Annotated in this window: 16 protein-coding genes; 10 read left to right on the top strand and 6 right to left on the bottom strand. The window is 63.7% G+C overall.

The window, feature by feature from the left end:
* Positions 1-28: 28 nt before the first annotated feature.
* The 6 genes from IWW33_RS23640 to IWW33_RS23665 form a co-directional block, all read right to left on the bottom strand.
* On the bottom strand, positions 29-1411 hold the full coding sequence (locus IWW33_RS23640) for a sigma 54-interacting transcriptional regulator (RefSeq protein ID WP_119687064.1): 1383 nt from the start codon (positions 1409-1411) through the stop codon (positions 29-31).
* Between the two features lie 36 nt (positions 1412-1447).
* Complete coding sequence (locus IWW33_RS23645; RefSeq protein ID WP_046786151.1) at positions 1448-2464, bottom strand: ABC transporter permease; 1017 nt, start codon at positions 2462-2464, stop codon at positions 1448-1450.
* A complete protein-coding gene (locus IWW33_RS23650; RefSeq protein ID WP_174141166.1) occupies positions 2464-3522 on the bottom strand; it encodes a microcin C ABC transporter permease YejB in 1059 nt (352 codons plus the stop codon). The genes IWW33_RS23645 and IWW33_RS23650 overlap by 1 nt, the downstream gene beginning before the upstream one ends.
* Positions 3519-5444 (bottom strand): extracellular solute-binding protein, encoded by a 1926-nt coding sequence (locus tag IWW33_RS23655; protein WP_115274744.1) that lies wholly within the window; start codon positions 5442-5444, stop codon positions 3519-3521. The genes IWW33_RS23650 and IWW33_RS23655 overlap by 4 nt, the downstream gene beginning before the upstream one ends.
* A gap of 13 nt (positions 5445-5457) precedes the next feature.
* Entirely contained in the window at positions 5458-5739 is a 282-nt protein-coding gene (locus IWW33_RS23660; RefSeq protein WP_039602126.1) for a peptidylprolyl isomerase, read from the bottom strand.
* Between the two features lie 79 nt (positions 5740-5818).
* Positions 5819-6880 (bottom strand): 3-deoxy-7-phosphoheptulonate synthase, encoded by a 1062-nt coding sequence (locus IWW33_RS23665; RefSeq protein ID WP_115274745.1) that lies wholly within the window; start codon positions 6878-6880, stop codon positions 5819-5821.
* A 651-nt stretch (positions 6881-7531) separates the two neighbouring features.
* Between IWW33_RS23665 and benA the strand changes: the two genes are divergently transcribed.
* The 10 genes from benA (at position 7532) to IWW33_RS23715 (ending at position 17808) form a co-directional block, all read left to right on the top strand.
* Complete coding sequence (benA, locus tag IWW33_RS23670; protein WP_046786153.1) at positions 7532-8890, top strand: benzoate 1,2-dioxygenase large subunit; 1359 nt, start codon at positions 7532-7534, stop codon at positions 8888-8890.
* On the top strand, positions 8887-9372 hold the full coding sequence (gene benB / locus IWW33_RS23675; RefSeq protein WP_174141167.1) for a benzoate 1,2-dioxygenase small subunit: 486 nt from the start codon (positions 8887-8889) through the stop codon (positions 9370-9372). The genes benA and benB overlap by 4 nt, the downstream gene beginning before the upstream one ends.
* Positions 9373-9442: 70 nt before the next feature.
* The gene (benC, locus tag IWW33_RS23680; protein WP_046786154.1) at positions 9443-10456 is read left to right on the top strand and encodes a benzoate 1,2-dioxygenase electron transfer component BenC; all 1014 of its coding nucleotides are present in this window, start codon (positions 9443-9445) and stop codon (positions 10454-10456) included.
* 168 nt (positions 10457-10624) lie between these two features.
* Entirely contained in the window at positions 10625-11386 is a 762-nt protein-coding gene (locus IWW33_RS23685; RefSeq protein WP_046786155.1) for a 1,6-dihydroxycyclohexa-2,4-diene-1-carboxylate dehydrogenase, read from the top strand.
* A gap of 54 nt (positions 11387-11440) precedes the next feature.
* Positions 11441-12763 (top strand): aromatic acid/H+ symport family MFS transporter, encoded by a 1323-nt coding sequence (locus IWW33_RS23690; RefSeq protein WP_174141168.1) that lies wholly within the window; start codon positions 11441-11443, stop codon positions 12761-12763.
* Positions 12764-12792: 29 nt separating this feature from the next.
* The gene (locus tag IWW33_RS23695; protein ID WP_046786157.1) at positions 12793-13914 is read left to right on the top strand and encodes a muconate cycloisomerase family protein; all 1122 of its coding nucleotides are present in this window, start codon (positions 12793-12795) and stop codon (positions 13912-13914) included.
* 18 nt (positions 13915-13932) lie between these two features.
* On the top strand, positions 13933-14223 hold the full coding sequence (gene catC, locus IWW33_RS23700; protein WP_046786158.1) for a muconolactone Delta-isomerase: 291 nt from the start codon (positions 13933-13935) through the stop codon (positions 14221-14223).
* A 39-nt stretch (positions 14224-14262) separates the two neighbouring features.
* A complete protein-coding gene (gene catA / locus IWW33_RS23705) occupies positions 14263-15177 on the top strand; it encodes a catechol 1,2-dioxygenase (protein WP_115274751.1) in 915 nt (304 codons plus the stop codon).
* A 127-nt stretch (positions 15178-15304) separates the two neighbouring features.
* Complete coding sequence (locus tag IWW33_RS23710; protein WP_174141169.1) at positions 15305-16504, top strand: benzoate/H(+) symporter BenE family transporter; 1200 nt, start codon at positions 15305-15307, stop codon at positions 16502-16504.
* 53 nt (positions 16505-16557) lie between these two features.
* Entirely contained in the window at positions 16558-17808 is a 1251-nt protein-coding gene (locus IWW33_RS23715; RefSeq protein ID WP_174141170.1) for an OprD family porin, read from the top strand.
* Positions 17809-17879 lie beyond the last annotated feature (71 nt).

Consider the following 17879-nt stretch of genomic DNA (forward strand, 5'->3'; position numbering starts at 1 on the left):
TTTGAAACATCAGTCTCCAATAAGAGACTCATACTCCCAATGCCACTTTCTTCTTGTAGAACGTCGAACGGCCCAAACCCAATGCTTTGGCTGCTTCCACCACATTGCCGGCGTGTTCGGCCAACGTGTCGGCAATCAGTTTGCGCTCGAATTGCGCACAGGCATCGCGGTAGCTTTGCCTAACGGTAGTCGTGGCAAGCGGCGCCACCGGCCCTAGTGCCTCGCGCAAGTCCAAGGCGGTAAGGCGCGGCTGGTCTGCCAGCAGGGTTGCCCGTTCCAGCACGTTGCGCAGCTCACGGATGTTCCCTGGCCAGGCATGGCGTGCCAGCAATTGCAGCGCATCGGGCTCCAGCTCGAACTGGCTGCCCAGTTCGGCCAGGATCGCCTCGCATAACGCGGGCAGGTCTTCGAGGCGCTCGCGCAGCGGCGGTGCCTGGATTGGCAGCACATTCAGGCGGTAATACAGATCGGCGCGAAACGCCCCGCGGGCCATGGCCGCCTGCAAATCGATTGACGTGGCAGCGATGATGCGCACGTCGCTGCGCAGCATCTGGTTCGAGCCCACCGGTTCGTATTCCTTCTCCTGCAATACGCGCAGCAGTTTGCTTTGCAGGGCCAGGGGCATGTCGCCGATTTCGTCGAGGAACAAGGTGCCACCCTCGGCCAACTGCAACTTGCCGCTGCGCCCCTTACGGTCAGCGCCGGTAAAGGCGCCCGGGGCCGTGCCAAAGAACTCGGCTTCCAGCAGCGCCTCGGGGATCGCTGCACTGTTGATGCTGACAAAGGCTTTGTGCGCACGTGCCGAGGCTGCGTGAATGGCATGGGCCAGCAGCTCCTTGCCGGTACCGGTTTCGCCGAGCAACAACACCGGCGACTCGCTGGCCGCGCCACGCCTGGCACGGCGTTTGGCCTCAAGGCTCGCCGCGCTGCTGCCGACGAACTGGGCAAAACTGTATTTGGCTTGGCGCGCGCGCAGTTGCGAGCGTGTCGTGGCCAGTTCCTGCTGCATGCTCGAATAGCGCTTGAGCAGTGGCGACAGGCTGCGCAATTCGTCGAACAGGGCAAAGCCGATGGCACCGATAAGCGCCCCCTGGGCATCGTGGATCGGCAGGCGCATGACCACCAGTGGCTCCTTGGCGGTGTCGAGCATGTCCAGCAGGATCGGCCGGCCGTTACTCACCACCTCGCGCATCAGGCTGCCCGGGATCACCGTTTCGCATGGCTGGCCTATGGCGCTGGCGGCATCGGCCAGGCCAAACCGACGGGCGTAGCGCTCGTTCATCCACACGATTCGCGCTTCGCGATCGACGATCACCGTGCCCTCGCTGGACTGCTCGATGATTTCGAACAGCGAGCGGATCGCCAGTTGCCGTACCTGAGGATAATCCTTGAGGGTATTGCTTTCTTGCATGGGCAGTTCCCTGAAACCTGTGATGGCAGTACCAGCCTAAACTCTCGGGTCGAAAGCCTCGCGCAAGGCATCACCGATAAACACCAGCAATGACAGCACCACCGCCAGCGCAAAGAACGCCGTGAAGCCCAGCCAAGGGGCCTCCAGGTGCTGCTTGCCCTGGGTGACCAGCTCACCCAGCGAAGCACTCCCGGCCGGCATGCCAAAGCCCAGAAAGTCCAGCGCGGTCAGTGTAGTGATGGCCCCGGTGAGCATGAACGGCACGTAGGTCAGCGTGGCGTTCATCGCATTGGGCAGGATGTGCCGCAGCATCACCTGGCTGTCAGGCAGGCCCAGCGCGCGGGCGGCTTTCACGTACTCCAGGTTGCGCCCGCGCAGGAACTCGGCCCGCACCACATCCACCAGGGTCAACCACGAGAACAGCGCCATGATCCCCAGCAGCCACCAGAAGTCCGGCTCGACGAAACCGCTGAGGATGATCAGCAGGTACAGCACCGGCAACCCCGACCACACCTCCAGCACGCGTTGCCCGAGCAGGTCCACCCAACCACCGTGGTAGCCCTGCAAGGCCCCGGCGATCACGCCGATCAGCACGCTGACCACCGTCAGGGCAAAGGCGAACAGCAGCGATACCCGGGTGCCGTACAACACCCGCGCGAGCACGTCGCGGCCTTGGTCGTCGGTACCCAGCCAGTTGCTGCTGCTCGGTGGGCTTGGGGTGGGTACCTGCAGGTCGTAGTTGGGTGTGTCGGCACTGAACGGAATTGGTGCGAACAGCATCCAGCCGCCCTGGCCCTCGATCAGCTGGCGGACATACGCGCTACGGTAGTCCGGCTGGAACGGCAGTTGGCCGCCGAACTGCTGCTCGCTGTAGCGTTTGAGCGCAGGCATGTACAGCTCGCCCTTGTAGCCAAGCAGCAAGGGTTTGTCGTTGGCGACGAGCTCTGCACCAAGGCTGAGCAGCAGCAGGCCTGCGAACAGCCACAACGACACCCAGCCACGGCGGTTGCGGCGAAAGCGTTGCAGGCGGCGACGCGAAACCGGCGAGAGCATCAGTGCGCCCTCGCGTCAAAGTCGATGCGCGGATCGAGCAAGGTATACGACAAGTCGCCGATCAGGCGGATCAGCAGGCCGGCCAGGGTGAAGATGAACAGCGTGCCGAACACTACCGGGTAGTCACGCGACACCGCTGCCTCGTAGCTCATGCGCCCGAGGCCATCGAGTGAAAAAATCACCTCGATCAGCAGGGATCCTGCGAAGAACACCGTGATCAGCGCCTGCGGCAAGCCTGCCAGCACCACCAGCATGGCATTGCGCAGCACGTGGCCATACAGGACGCGACGCTCGCTCAGGCCCTTGGCGCGGGCCGTGACCACGTACTGACGGGAGATTTCATCGAGGAAGGCGTTCTTGGTCAGCAATGTCAGTGTGGCGAAGCCGCCGACCACCAGTGCCCCCACCGGCAGCACCAGGTGCCAGAAGTAGTCGGCGACCTTGCCCAGCAGGCTGAGCTGGTCGAAGTTCTCCGAGACCAGGCCGCGTACCGGGAACCAGTTCAGCGAGGTGCCACCGGCGAACAGCACGATCAGCAGCAAGGCGAACAGGAAGGAGGGCAGAGCGTAACCGATCACGATCAGCGCACTGCTCCAGGCATCGAAGCGGCTGCCGTGGCGCACCGCCTTGCGGATGCCCAGCGGGATCGACACCAGGTAGGTGATCAACGTGGCCCAGAACCCCAGTGAAAGGGTCACCGGCAGCTTGTCCAGAATCAGGTCGGTGACCTTGGCGCCGCGGAAGAAGCTCTGGCCGAAATCCAGCCGTGCATACTGGCAGAGCATCAGCCACAGGCGCTCAGGGGCCGACTTGTCGAAGCCGTACTGGCGCTTGATCTCCTCGATCAGTTTCGGGTCCAGGCCCCGGGTGTCGCGGGATTCGCCATGAACCACGTCGGCCCGGGCGCCCGGTGCCCCGCCGCCGATGCCCTGCAGCCTGGCCACCGCCTGCTCCACCGGGCCACCGGGGGCCGCCTGGACGATGGCGAAGTTGACCAGCAGGATCGCCAGCAGCGTGGGGATGATCAGCAGCAGGCGGCGCAGGATATAGGACGTCATGGCGCAGCCTTCTGGCGCTCGGCCATCTGCGCGCTGGTCAGGGCGTTCGGGCTGATTTCCCACCAGCTGTCCAGCCCTTCGTCATAAGCAGGCTGGACCTTGGGCAGGCCGAAGCGGTTCCACCACACGGTCGAACTGCCTGGCGGGTAGTAGTTGGGGATCCAGTAGTAGTTCCACTGCAGCACACGGTCCAGCGCATGGGCGTGGCGCAGCATGTCAGCCTGGGTGTCGGCGCGCACCAGCCCGTCGATCAGGCTGTCCACCGCAGGGTCCTTGAGCACCATCAGGTTGTTCGAGCCTGGGTCGTTGGCTGCTGCAGACCCGAAGTAATTGTAGAGTTCGGCACCCGGTGAGAGGGTGGCCGGGTAGCCGGTGACGAGCATGTCGTAGTCGCGGGCCATCAGACGATTGACGTACTGGGCCGAGTCGACATTGCGGATGCTCAGGGTAACGCCGATCTGTGCCAGGTTACGCTTCCACGGCAGCAGCAAACGCTCAAGGCCGGCCTGGCCGTTGAGGAAGGTAAATGTCAGCGGCTGGCCCTCGGCGTTGACCAGGTGATCACCCTTAGGGTGCCAACCCGCCTGCTGCAGCAGGGCCAGGGCCTGCAGTTGCTGCGTGCGGATAATCCCCGAACCGTCGGTTGTGGGGGCTGTGAACACCTGGCTGAAGACTTCGCCCGGTACCTTGCCGCGCAGCGGCTCAAGCAGTTTCAGTTCATCGGCATCCGGCAATTCGCGCGCCGCCAGCGGGGTGTTGGAAAAAATACTCTGCTGGCGGATGTACAGGTTGCGCATCATCTGGCGGTTGCTCCACTCGAAGTCCCATAGCATGGCCAGCGCCTGGCGCACGCGGCGGTCCTTGAACTGCGGCCGGTCGAGGTTGAACACGAACCCCTGGGCGGTCTGTGGCTTGGCCGGGCCCAGGTGGGCGCGTTGCAGGCGGCCGTCATCCAGTTGTGCACCGTTGTAACCGAGGGTGAAGGCTGTGGCCGAGAACTCACGGTTGTAGTCGTAGCCACCGCCCTTGAGTACCTGGCGCGCCACCTCGGTATCACCAAAGTACTCGACGCGAATGCGTTCGAAGTTGAAACGGCCGCGGCTGACGGGCAAGTCCTTGGCCCACCAGTGCCGGTCACGCTCGAAGGTGACGCTGCGGCCATTGTCGATCCGCCCGATGCGGTAGGGGCCGCTGCCGACCGGTGTGTCGAAGCCGGCGCCGTTGGCGAAGTCGCGGCTGTTCCAGTCGTGTTCGGGCAGGACCGGCAAACTGGCAAGGTCCAAGGGCAGGGTGCGGCCGTGGGGTTGCTTGAAATCGAAACGCACGCGGTGCGGGCCTTCGACCGTGACACCCGCCACATCGGCGAACTGGGTCCGGTATTTGAGGCTGCCCTCGCTCATCAGCTTGTCGTAACTGAAGCGCACATCCTCGGCACGCACGGGTTTGCCATCGGCAAAGGTGGCCCTGGGGTCGATGTAAAAACGTAGCCAGGCGTCTTGCGGGCCGCGTTCCATGCGCCGGGCGATCAGGCCATAGACGGTGTAGGGCTCATCGAATGAACGCACGGCCAGAGGGGCGTACAGCCAGCCATCGACCTGGCTGACGCCGATACCTTTGTCGATGTACGGCAGGATGTGGTCGAACTGACCGATTTCGGTGGCCGAGCGGCGCAGGATACCGCCCTTGGGGGCATCGGGGTTGACGTAGTCGAAGTGGCGGAACGTTTGGGCGTAGCGCGGGGCTTCACCGTAAACGGTGAGGGCGTGGGTCGGTTCGGCGAGGGCGGTAAAACCCATGCAGGCCAGCACGATCCCCAGAAACATCTGTGGGAGCGGGCTTGCCCGCGAAGAGGCCCGGCCAGGCAACGGCGTTGCCTGCACGGGCGCATTCGCGGGCAAAGCCGCTCCCACAGAGGTGGTCATGGTCAGCGTGGACTTAGTCCTGGCGGCTGGTCACTTCCAGCAGGTGGTAGCCGAACTGGGTCTTGACCGGGCCCTGCACGGTGTTGATCGGGGCGCTGAACACAACGGTATCGAATTCCTTGACCATCTGGCCTGGGCCGAACGAGCCCAGGTCACCGCCCTGGCGGCTGGACGGGCAGGTGGAGTTGGCTTTGGCGATTTCAGCGAAGTCGGCACCGGCTTCGATCTGGGCTTTGAGTTCGTTGCACTTGTCTTCGCTGCTGACGAGGATGTGGCGGGCAGTGGCGCGTGCCATGGGTACTACTCCTTGGGTGAAAAGGGCAAGCCTAGCGCACTTGCTTGGGAAATGTCTCGCAAGGCTTGCTGTACGCTTCCTACATACGCGCTGCGGCCTCACGCAGCAGGGTTTGTGTCGCTTCCCAGCCCAGGCAGCCATCGGTGATCGACACGCCGTACTTCAGCGGGCCCTTGCCCAAGGCCTGGCAACCGTCGAACAGGTGGCCTTCAAGCATCACCCCGACAATCGATGTGTCGCCGGCCAGGCGCTGAGCCAGCACGTCCTCGAACACTGCGGGCTGCCGTGCCGGGTCCTTGCCGCTGTTGGCATGGCTGCAATCGACCATGATCCGCGCCTGCAGGCCCGCCTTGGCCAGCCCTTGGCGGGCTTGGGCAATGCTGGTGCTGTCGTGGTTCGGGCCCTTGTGGCCGCCGCGCAGCACCAGGTGGGTATCCGGGTTGCCCAAGGTCTCGATGATCGCCGGGTAGCCTTGCGCATCCATACCGAAATGGCGGTGCGCGGCGGCAGCGCTGCGCATCGCGTCGCACGCGATGGCGACACCGCCATCGGTACCGTTCTTGAACCCGACCGGTAACTCCAGGCCGCTGACCATCTCACGGTGAACCTGCGATTCGGTGGTACGCGCGCCAATCGCCGCCCAGCCCAGCAGGTCATCGAAGTAACCGGCGACCATCGGCTGCAGCAGCTCTGTGGCGATCGGCAGGCCGCGTTCGATCATGTTCAGCATCAAGCCACGGGACAGGGCGATGCCGCCATGCATGTCGTCGCTGCCATCGAGGTGCGGGTCGTATGCCAGGCCTTTCCAGCCCACCGTGGTGCGCGGTTTCTCCACGTAGGCGCGCATCACCAACAGCAACTTTTCGTCGACTTCGCGGCTCAGGGCCGCCAGGCGGTCGGCATATTCAAGGGCCGAGCGTGGGTCGTGGATCGAGCAGGGGCCGACGACCACCAGCAGGCGCGGATCGCGGCCTTCGAGGATGGCGCGAATGGCCTGGCGCTGGGCCTGGACTTGCTGGGCGTGTTCGATTGAAAGCGGCATCTGCTGCTTGAGCAGGTGCGGGCTGGGCAGGCGACGGCTGACAGTGGTGTTGGCAGCGTTTGGCTGGGTCAGGGGCAGAGCGAGGTTCGAGGCTTGCATGGCGTAGGTTCCCTGGGCGGACGGCGGGTTCTGACCCGCGCAGTCGGCCCCTATCGAGGTGTTCGACTGATCGTTGAATTCAGATTGGCTGCAGCATTGCCACCGTGGACGGACCGGTCGGAGGCGGCAGGCTGGCCCGAGCGGGATTGGCTAAATCGCCAGGCGTAGGTGCTTGCGTAGTAATAGGTGGCGTAGTTCATGAAAGTGTCCTCAGTGTGAATCGGGAATGTTCAAAGGCCTGAAAAGCAAAACCCCCGGTCGGGGAGCCGACCGGGGGTTTGAGTATTCTCATGTTCGGCGGCCCCTCGAAGATGGGCGCCGTGTAGGTATCAGCGGCGCCTAGTGGCTAAACCAATACCCAAAATAAAAGCAGGCAGCAGCCTTGCAGCCGGCAACGGCCAGCACAGGGCGCAGGTTGCGACCGGTGTGGTTGGCGTGGTTGCGGGTGTGTTTCGGCATGTTGCTCTCCAGTTGATGAGCCCGAGCTTACTTCAGGTGGCAGGCACCGTTCAATGGATAATTTGCCATGCACCTGATCAATTTCTTTTGCCTTGCAGAAAACGGATAGCGCTTTGCACCCAGCGGATATTGCCGCCCGCCGGCACGCCCTAACCTGAGCCGGTCTGAACAATAACAATGGAGACCCTGGCCATGTCCCTGGGATTCGACTACCTCAATGCCATGCTCGAGGACGACCGTGAAAAGGGCATCTACCGCTGCAAGCGCGAGATGTTCACCGACCCACGCCTGTTCGACCTGGAGATGAAACACATCTTCGAGGGCAACTGGATCTACCTGGCCCACGAAAGCCAGATCCCCGAGAAAAACGACTTCCTCACCTTGACCATGGGGCGCCAGCCGATCTTCATCGCGCGCAACAAGGACGGTGAGCTCAATGCCTTCCTCAATGCCTGCAGCCACCGCGGCGCCATGCTCTGCCGGCACAAGCGCGGAAACCGCGCGAGCTATACCTGCCCGTTCCATGGCTGGACCTTCAACAACAGCGGCAAGCTGCTCAAGGTCAAGGACCCGGGCAACGCCGGCTACCCCGACAGTTTCAACTGCGACGGCTCCCATGACCTGACCAAGGTTGCCCGGTTCGAATCCTACCGCGGCTTCCTGTTCGGCAGCCTCAACGCCGATGTCAAGCCGCTGGCCGAACACCTGGGCGAATCGGCCAAGATCATCGACATGATCGTTGACCAGTCCCCCGAGGGCCTGGAGGTACTGCGCGGGGCCAGTTCGTACATCTACGAAGGCAACTGGAAGCTGACCGCCGAGAACGGCGCCGACGGCTACCATGTCAGCTCCGTGCACTGGAACTACGCCGCCACCCAGAACCAGCGCAAGCAGCGCGAGGCGGGTGAAGAGATCAAGACCATGAGCGCTGGTGCATGGGCCAAGCAGGGGGGTGGTTTCTACTCCTTCGACCACGGCCACCTGCTGCTCTGGACCCGCTGGGCCAACCCCGAAGACCGCCCGGCCTTCGAACGCCGCGAACAACTCGCCGCAGACTTCGGCCAGGCTCGTGCCGACTGGATGATCGAGAACTCGCGCAACCTGTGCCTGTACCCCAACGTCTACCTGATGGACCAGTTCAGCTCGCAGATCCGCATCGCTCGGCCGATATCGGTGAACAAGACCGAGATCACCATCTACTGCATCGCGCCCAAGGGCGAGAGCGCCGAGGCCCGTGCCAGGCGCATTCGTCAGTACGAAGACTTCTTCAACGTCAGTGGCATGGCCACCCCCGACGATCTCGAGGAGTTTCGCTCCTGCCAGACCGGTTACGGCGGTGGTACCGGCTGGAACGACATGTCACGCGGCGCGGCGCACTGGGTCGAGGGGGCCGACGAAGCCGCTCGCGAAATCGAGCTCAGCCCGCTGCTGTCTGGCGTGCGCACTGAGGACGAGGGCCTGTTCGTGCTGCAGCACAAGTACTGGCAGGACACCATGCTCAAGGCCCTTGAGGACGAGCAGCAACTGATCCCTGTGGAGGCCGTGCAATGAGCCTTCATGAGACCGTGCGCGACTTCCTGTACCGCGAAGCGCGCTACCTGGACGATGCACAGTGGGACCAGTGGCTGGAAATGTATGCCAGCGATGCAAGCTTCTGGATGCCCGCGTGGGATGACGACGACTGCCTCACCACCGACCCGCAAAGCGAGATCTCGCTGATCTGGTACGGCAACCGTGGCGGCCTCGAGGACCGGGTGTTCCGCATAAAGACCGAGCGTTCCAGTGCGACCGTGCCCGACACCCGCACCTCGCACAACATCAGCAACATCGAGATCGTCGAGCAGGGTGAGGGCTACTGCCAGGTGCGCTTCAACTGGCACACGCTGAGTTTTCGCTACAAGACCACCGACAGCTACTTCGGTACGAGCTTCTACACCCTGGACCTGCGCGGCGAACAGCCGCTTATCAAGGCCAAGAAGGTGGTGCTGAAGAACGACTACGTGCGCCAGGTCATCGACATCTACCACATCTGAACCGAGGTTACGCGAACGGCCCGGTGTGCCCCATGGCGCGCCGTGGCCAGGTTCGCCCGCGAGGTGCAACATGAGCTTCCAGATCGCGCTTAATTTCGAAGACGGGGTAACCCGCTTCATCGAGGCCAGCGGCCATGAAACCGTCGCCGACGCCGCCTACCGCCAGGGCATCAATATCCCGCTGGACTGCCGCGATGGCGCCTGCGGTACCTGCAAGTGCAAGGCTGAATCCGGCCGTTATGACCTGGGCGACAACTTCATCGAAGACGCCCTCAGTGCAGACGAAATCGCCGAAGGCTATGTACTGACCTGCCAGATGCGCGCCGAAAGCGACTGCGTGGTACGCATCCCGGCGTCTTCGCAACTGTGCAAGACCGAACAGGCCAGCTTCCAGGCCGCCATCAGTGACGTGCGCCAGTTGTCGGCCAGTACCATCGCCCTGTCGATCAAGGGTGAATCGCTCAACAGGCTGGCTTTCTTGCCGGGGCAGTACGTCAACCTCACGGTGCCCGGCAGCGACCAGAGCCGCGCCTACTCCTTCAGTTCGTTGCAGAAGGACGGTGAAGTCAGCTTCCTGATTCGCAACGTGCCGGGCGGGCTGATGAGCAGCTTCCTCACCAGCCTGGCCAAGGCCGGCGACAACATGAGCCTGGCCGGGCCCTTGGGCAGCTTCTACCTGCGCCCGATCCAGCGCCCTTTGCTGCTGCTGGCTGGTGGCACGGGCCTGGCACCGTTCACGGCGATGTTGGAAAAGGTCGCCGAACAGGGTAGCGAGCACCCCCTGCACCTGATCTATGGGGTGACCAACGACTTCGACCTGGTCGAGCTGGACCGTTTGCACGCCCTGGCTGCGCGCATCCCCAACTTCACCTTCAGCGCCTGTGTGGCCAACCCCGAAAGCCATTACCCGCAAAAGGGTTACGTCACCCAGCACATCGAGCCGCGCCACCTCAATGATGGCGATGTCGACGTGTACCTGTGCGGCCCGCCACCGATGGTCGAGGCGGTCAGCCAGTACATCCGCGAGCAGGGCATCACCCCGGCCAACTTCTACTACGAGAAGTTCGCGGCAGCGGCGGCCTGAGTTTCCTTGGGGCCGCCCCATCGTGCGGGTGAAGGTGGCCTCCTTTTCTTCCAAAGCCGGCAGTTGGGCCTGAGAGCACCGCTGTACCTGTGGAAGCCGGCTTGCCGGCGATGGGTCCAGTGCAGGCCAGGCAAGGTTGTGCCTGATAACAGGATAAGGAAGTAGCAGATGAACAACCGATTCCATAACAAAGTAGCCCTGGTCACCGGCGCCGCTCAAGGCATCGGCCGTGGTGTGTGCTGGCGGCTCAAGGCCGAAGGCGCGCAGGTGGTGGCCGTGGACCGCTCCGAACTGGTCCACGAACTGGCCGGGGAGGGCGTGCTGACGCTGATCGCCGACCTTGAGCAGTACACCGACTGTGCCCGCGTCATGGCCTCGGCGGTAGAAGCGTTCGGTCGCATCGACATTCTGGTCAACAACGTTGGCGGCACCATCTGGGCCAAGCCGTTCGAACACTATGAAGTGGCGCAGATCGAGGCCGAAGTTCGCCGCTCGCTGTTCCCCACCCTGTGGTGCTGCCACGCGGCGCTCCCGTACATGCTCGAACGCGGCACCGGCGCCATCGTCAACGTCTCCTCGATTGCCACCCGCGGCGTCAACCGTGTGCCCTACGGCGCGGCCAAAGGCGGGGTCAATGCACTGACCGCGTGCCTTGCCTTCGAAACCGCCGGCCGCGGCATCCGGGTCAACGCTACCGCGCCCGGCGGCACCGAGGCACCACCCCGGCGGGTGCCACGCAATGAGGCCGAGCAGAGCGAACAAGACAAACGCTGGTATCAGCAGATCGTCGACCAGACCTTGGACAGCAGCCTGATGCACCGCTACGGCAGCATTGACGAACAGGTTGGCGCGATCCTTTTCCTGGCCAGCGACGAGGCGTCCTACATCACCGGCGTGACCCTGCCGGTGGGGGGCGGCGACCTCGGCTGAGCAGCACCCCAAAGGCAGTTTTACTCCACAAAAAAAACAACAGAGACAGATGCCATGCGAACCCTTGACGTTCACCCGATCATCGACAACGCCCGTTTCACCGCCTTCCACTGGATGGTCATGGCCTGGTGCGGCCTGCTGCTGGTCTTTGACGGCTACGACCTGTTCATCTACGGCGTGGTACTGCCGGTGATCATGAAAGAATGGGGCCTGACCCCTTTGCAGGCCGGTGCCCTGGGCAGCTATGCGCTGTTCGGCATGATGTTCGGTGCCCTGGCTTTCGGCAGCCTGGCCGACCGGATCGGGCGCAAGAAAGGGATTGCCATCTGTTTCGCCCTGTTCTCGGGGGCGACCATCCTCAACGGCTTTGCCAGCAGCCCCAGCGAGTTCGGCATCTATCGCTTCATCGCCGGCCTTGGCTGCGGCGGTTTGATGCCCAATGCCGTGGCGCTGATGAACGAATACGCGCCCAAGCGCCTGCGCAGCACGCTGGTGGCAATCATGTTCAGCGGCTATTCGCTGGGCGGCATGCTTTCGGCGGGCGTGGGTATCTTCATGCTGCCACGCTTCGGTTGGGAGTCGATGTTCTTCGCCGCCGCAGTGCCGCTGCTGCTGTTGCCGGTGATCCTGTATTACCTGCCCGAGTCGATCGGCTTTCTGGTGCGCAAGGGCCGTACCCACGAGGCGCGCACGTTGCTCAAGCGCCTGGACCCGCACTGCGATGTGCAGGCTGACGACCAATTGCTGGCGACTGACCGCAAAGGTAACGGCGGTTCAGTGCTGGACCTGTTCCGCAATGGCCTGGCCACCCGCACCCTGGCCCTGTGGCTGGCGTTCTTCTGCTGCCTGTTGATGGTCTACGCGCTCAGCTCGTGGCTGCCGAAACTGATGGCCAACGCCGGCTACAGCCTGGGCTCGAGCCTGTCCTTCCTGCTGGCACTGAACTTCGGCGGCATGGCCGGGGCAATTCTGGGTGGCTGGCTGGGCGACCGCTACAACCTGGTGAAAGTGAAAGTCGCGTTCTTCCTGGCAGCTGCCGTGTCGATCAGCCTGCTCGGGGTCAACAGCCCGATGCCGGTGCTGTACCTGCTGATCTTCATCGCCGGCGCCACCACCATCGGCACGCAGATCCTGCTGTACGCCGGTGCTGCGCAGCTTTACGGCCTTGCGGTGCGCTCCACCGGCCTGGGCTGGGCCTCGGGCATCGGCCGCAATGGCGCCATCGTCGGGCCGCTGCTAGGCGGTGCGCTGATGGGGATCAACCTGCCGCTGCAACTCAATTTCATCGCCTTCGCCATTCCCGGTGCAATCGCCGCGCTGGCCATGGCCGTGCACCTGGCCAGCAGCCGGCGTCACGCCCTGGCCGCGACGGCCTGACCTTACTACTGACTGAACGGGAGCTTTTCATGACAAGCCCAACCATTGAACGGCTGGAGGCGATCATCGTCGACCTGCCCACCATCCGCCCGCACAAGCTGGCCATGCACACCATGCAGCAGCAAACCCTGGTAGTCCTGCGCCTGCGTTGCAGCGACGGTGTGGAAGGTATCGGCGAGGCCACCACCATCGGCGGCCTGGCTTACGGCTACGAAAGCCCCGAGGGCATCAAGGCCAATATCGACGCGCATCTGGCGCCGGCGCTGGTGGGCATGGCTGCCGACAACATCAATGCCGCCATGCTCAAGCTCGACAAGTTGGCCAAGGGCAACACCTTCGCCAAATCCGGTATCGAGAGCGCCTTGCTCGATGCCCAGGGCAAACGCCTGGGGCTGCCGGTCAGTGAGCTGCTGGGCGGGCGCGTGCGCGACAGCCTTGAGGTGGCCTGGACCCTGGCCAGCGGTGACACGGCATGTGACATCGCCGAGGCCGAGCACATGCTGGAGGTTCGCCGCCACCGGGTGTTCAAGCTGAAGATCGGCGCCAACCCCCTGGCACAGGACCTGAAACATGTGGTGGCGATCAAGCGTGAGCTGGGCGAGCGCGCCAGTGTGCGGGTCGACGTCAACCAGTACTGGGACGAATCCCAGGCCATTCGCGCCTGCCAGGTGCTGGGTGACAACGGTATCGACCTCATCGAACAGCCGATCTCACGCATCAACCGCAGCGGCCAGGTGCGCCTGAACCAGCGCAGCCCTGCGCCGATCATGGCCGACGAGTCCATCGAAAGCGTGGAGGACGCGTTCAGCCTGGCTGCGGACGGTGCCGCCAGCATCTTCGCCCTGAAAATCGCCAAGAACGGCGGCCCGCGTGCCGTGCTGCGCACCGCACAGATTGCCGAAGCGGCCGGCATCGCCCTGTACGGCGGCACCATGCTCGAAGGCTCTATCGGCACCCTGGCTTCGGCACACGCCTTCCTCACGGTACGCCAGTTGACCTGGGGTACCGAGCTGTTCGGGCCGCTGCTGCTGACCGAAGAGATCGTCAACGAGCCGCCGCAGTACCACGACTTCCAGCTGCACGTGCCCCGTACCCCAGGCCTGGGCCTGACCCTCGACGAACACCGCCTGGCGCGGTTCGCCCGCCGCTGACATCAAAGGAGAAACCCCATGCTGTTCCACGTGAAGATGACCGTGAAGCTGCCGGTCGACATGGACCCGGCCAAGGCCAGGCAACTGAAGGCCGACGAGAAGGAACTTGCCCAGCGCCTGCAGCGCGAGGGCACCTGGCGTCACCTGTGGCGCATCGCCGGGCACTACGCCAACTACAGCGTGTTCGACGTGCCCAGCGTCGAGGCGCTGCACGACACGCTGATGTTGCTGCCGCTGTTTCCGTACATGGATATCGAGGTCGACGGCCTGTGCCGTCACCCGTCATCGATCCACGCCGACGACCGCTGAAACACGCCTTTCGCACAAGAACAAGACGAGATAACCATCATGACCGTGAAAATTTCCCACACTGCCGACGCCCAGAAGTTTTTCGAGGAAGCAGCAGGCTTTGGTAACGACAACGGCAGCCCACGCCTTAAACGCATCGTTCAGCGTGTGCTGCAGGACACCGCCCGCCTCATCGAAGACCTGGAAATCAGCGAAGACGAGTTCTGGCTGGCTGTGGACTACCTCAACCGCCTCGGCGGCCGTGGCGAGGCCGGGCTGCTGGTAGCGGGGCTGGGCATCGAGCACTTCCTCGACCTGCTGCAGGATGCCAAGGATGCCGAGGCAGGCCTGAGCGGTGGCACCCCGCGCACCATCGAAGGCCCGCTGTACGTTGCCGGCGCGCCCATCGCCCAAGGCGAGGTGCGCATGGATGACGGCAGCGAGGAGGGCGTGGCCACGGTCATGTTCCTCGAAGGCCAGGTGCTCGACCCCCAGGGCCAGCCGCTTGCCGGCGCCGTTGTCGACCTGTGGCATGCCAACACCCGTGGTACCTACTCGTTCTTCGACTCGAGCCAGTCCGAGTACAACCTGCGCCGACGCATCGTCACCGACGCAGAAGGCCGCTACCGCGCGCGCTCCATCGTGCCCTCGGGCTATGGCTGCGACCCGCAGGGGCCGACCCAGGAATGCCTGGACCTGCTGGGCCGCCACGGCCAGCGCCCGGCGCATGTGCACTTCTTCATCTCGGCGCCGGGGCACCGGCACCTGACCACACAGATCAACCTGTCTGGCGACAAGTACCTGTGGGATGACTTTGCCTATGCCACGCGCGATGGGCTGGTCGGTGAGGTGGTGTTCCGTGAGGGGGCCGACGGGCGCTATGCCGAACTCAAGTTCGACTTCCAGTTGCAGAAGGCGCTGCAAGGCGCGGATGAGCAGCGCAGCGGGCGGCCTCGGGCCTTGCAGGAAGGCTAAGTCTGGATCGCGGGCACGCCGGCGCCTGCAGGAACAGCGCAGGCACTGAACTCAGCGGTGTCTGGGGGGCGGCTAGCCGGCGATCAAGCGCAAAGCCCTTGCAACCCACTACTGCAGCGAGAGGCCCATGAAAAACCTGATCAAGGACTGCTCCCTTTCCGCCATCGTCGCAGGGTGCCTTGCGACGATGATTTCCTACGCCGGCCCGCTGGTGATCATCTTTCACGCCGCCGAAGCCGCCGGCTTGGCCCCGGGCCTGCTGTCTTCCTGGGTTTGGTCCATCTCCATGGGCAGCGCTCTACTCGGCGGCTTGTTGAGCCTGTACTACCGGGTACCCATAGTGATCGCCTGGTCCATCCCGGGCTCGGCACTGTTGGTCACGGCCTTACCCCAACTGGGACTGGAGCAGGCAGTAGGGGCATATCTGGTGGCCAACCTGGTCCTGCTGCTGATCGGCATCAGCGGGGCCTTCGACCGCATCATCGCGCACCTGCCGGGCTCGATCGCCGCCGGCATGCAGGCCGGCATTCTGTTCAGCTTCGGCACCGAGGTGTTCCGGGCATTGCCGGTGCAGCCGGGGCTGGTGCTGGCGATGTTCGTTGCCTATGTGTTGATGCGCAGGCTGCAACCGCGCTACGCCGTGGCCGCGGTGTTGTGTGTGGGTGCCGTTGTCACCTTTGCCAGTGGCGCACTGCGCAGCGAGGCACTGGTGCTGGAACTGGCCTCGGCGCAGTGGATCACCCCGCAGTTCAGCCTTGCGGCGCTGTTCAGCCTGGCACTGCCGATGGTGCTGGTGGCGCTGACCGGGCAATTCATGCCGGGCATGGCGGTGCTGCGCAACGCAGGCTATGCAACGCCCGCCAGCCCGTTGATCAGCGCCAGTGCCATCGGCGGAGCCTTGTTGGCGCCGTTCGGTTGCCATGGCCTGAACCTCGCTGCCGTCACCGCCAGCCTGTGCACGGGCCACGAGGCCCATGACAACCCGCGCCGGCGCTATGTCGCGGCGGTCGCCGGCAGTGCGCTGTACCTGTTGCTGGGCATCGCCGGGGCGACACTGATGTCGCTGTTCGCCGCCTTTCCTGCTGCTTTGATAGCCGCGCTGGCCGGGCTTGCGCTGTATGGCGCGATCAGCGACGCCTTGGCCCGCAGCCTGGCTGAGCCGCAAGAGCGCGACGCCGGCTTGTTCACCTTCCTGGTCACCGCTTCGGGGGTGTCTTTCCTTGGCCTTTCGGCAGCGTTCTGGGGGCTGCTGTTCGGCCTGCTGGCACACGCGCTGCTCAGGCTGCGTCGCCCGCATGCCCGGGAGGCCCTGCGCCGTTCACCTTGAAACTCGTATTACCAACGCTTTACCCATAACAACAAGATCAAGAGAGCTTCGGAATGAACCAAACCCCTTGCGTCGCCATCGGGCTGACCCTGCTCAGCCAACCGTTATCCGCCGCCGAAGGCGGTTTCTTCGAGGATGCCAAAGCCAGCCTCAGCGCCCGCAACTACTACTTCAGCCGTGACTTTTCCGACATCGTCGGCGCCAATCAGCAGTCCAAGGCCCAGGAGTGGGCGCAGGGCTTCATCCTTGACTTCAAGTCTGGCTACACGCCAGGTACCGTAGGCGTTGGGGTCGACGCGCTGGGCGTGCTGGGCATCAAGCTCGACAGCAGCCCTGACCGGGCCAATACAGGGCTGCTGCCAGTGCACGGTGATGGCAGGGCCGCCGACGAATACAGCCGCCTGGCACCTACATTCAAGGCACGGGTATCCAAAACTGAATTGCGCGTCGGTGAACTGCAGCCCAACCTGCCGGTGCTGACCTTTAGCGATATCCGGCTGTTGCCGCCCACTTACCAGGGCGTCAGCCTCAGCACGTCCGAACTGGACGGCCTGACGGTGCAGGCCGGGCATCTCACCGGCTCGCACCTGCGTAACGAAGGCGGCGACGGCAAGATGAACGCCATGCTCGGCCATGTGCCCCAGCGCCAGGTCGAGAGCGATGCATTCAACTATGTCGGGGGCGACTACGCGTTCAACGGCAACCAGAGCAGCGCCAGCCTCTGGTACGGGCAACTGGAAGACGTCTATGCCCAGGGCTTTGTCGGGTTCAAGCACAGCAAGCCGCTAGGGGACTGGGTGCTCAGTGCCAACCTGGGCTATTTCACCGCCCGTGAGCAAGGTGATGCGTTGCTGGGCACCATCGACAACCAGGCCTTCTTTTCGCTGCTCACCGCTAGGCGAGGGGGGCACAGCTTCCACGCGGGGTACCAGGCGATGTACGGCGACAGCCCGTTCCCTCGGGTGTTCGCCAACATTTCGCCGCTGGGCAATGAGGTGCCGACGTATGAGTTTGCCTACACCGATGAGCGCTCCTATCAGCTGCGCTATGACTACAACTTCGCAGCCATGGGCATCCCGGGGCTGACGGCGACGGTGCGCTACCTCACCGGTAACAACGTCGATACCGGCCAAGGGTACGAGGGCAAGGATCGCGAACGTGATATTGATCTGGGTTATGCGGTGCAGAGCGGTGTGCTCAAAGGGTTGGGGATTCGGGTGAGGAATGCCATGGCGCGGTCCAATTACCGTAGCGATATCGATGAAAACCGGTTGATCCTGGTGTACACCTGGCAGCTGTTCTAAGCCCGTACCGGCCACGCGTTGTCACACAGCAGCAATTGCATCACCGGGGTTCGCAGGGTTAGGTTTCCTGT

The organism is Pseudomonas sp. M2 (assembly GCF_015751845.1).
Taxonomy (GTDB): domain Bacteria; phylum Pseudomonadota; class Gammaproteobacteria; order Pseudomonadales; family Pseudomonadaceae; genus Aquipseudomonas; species Aquipseudomonas putida_E.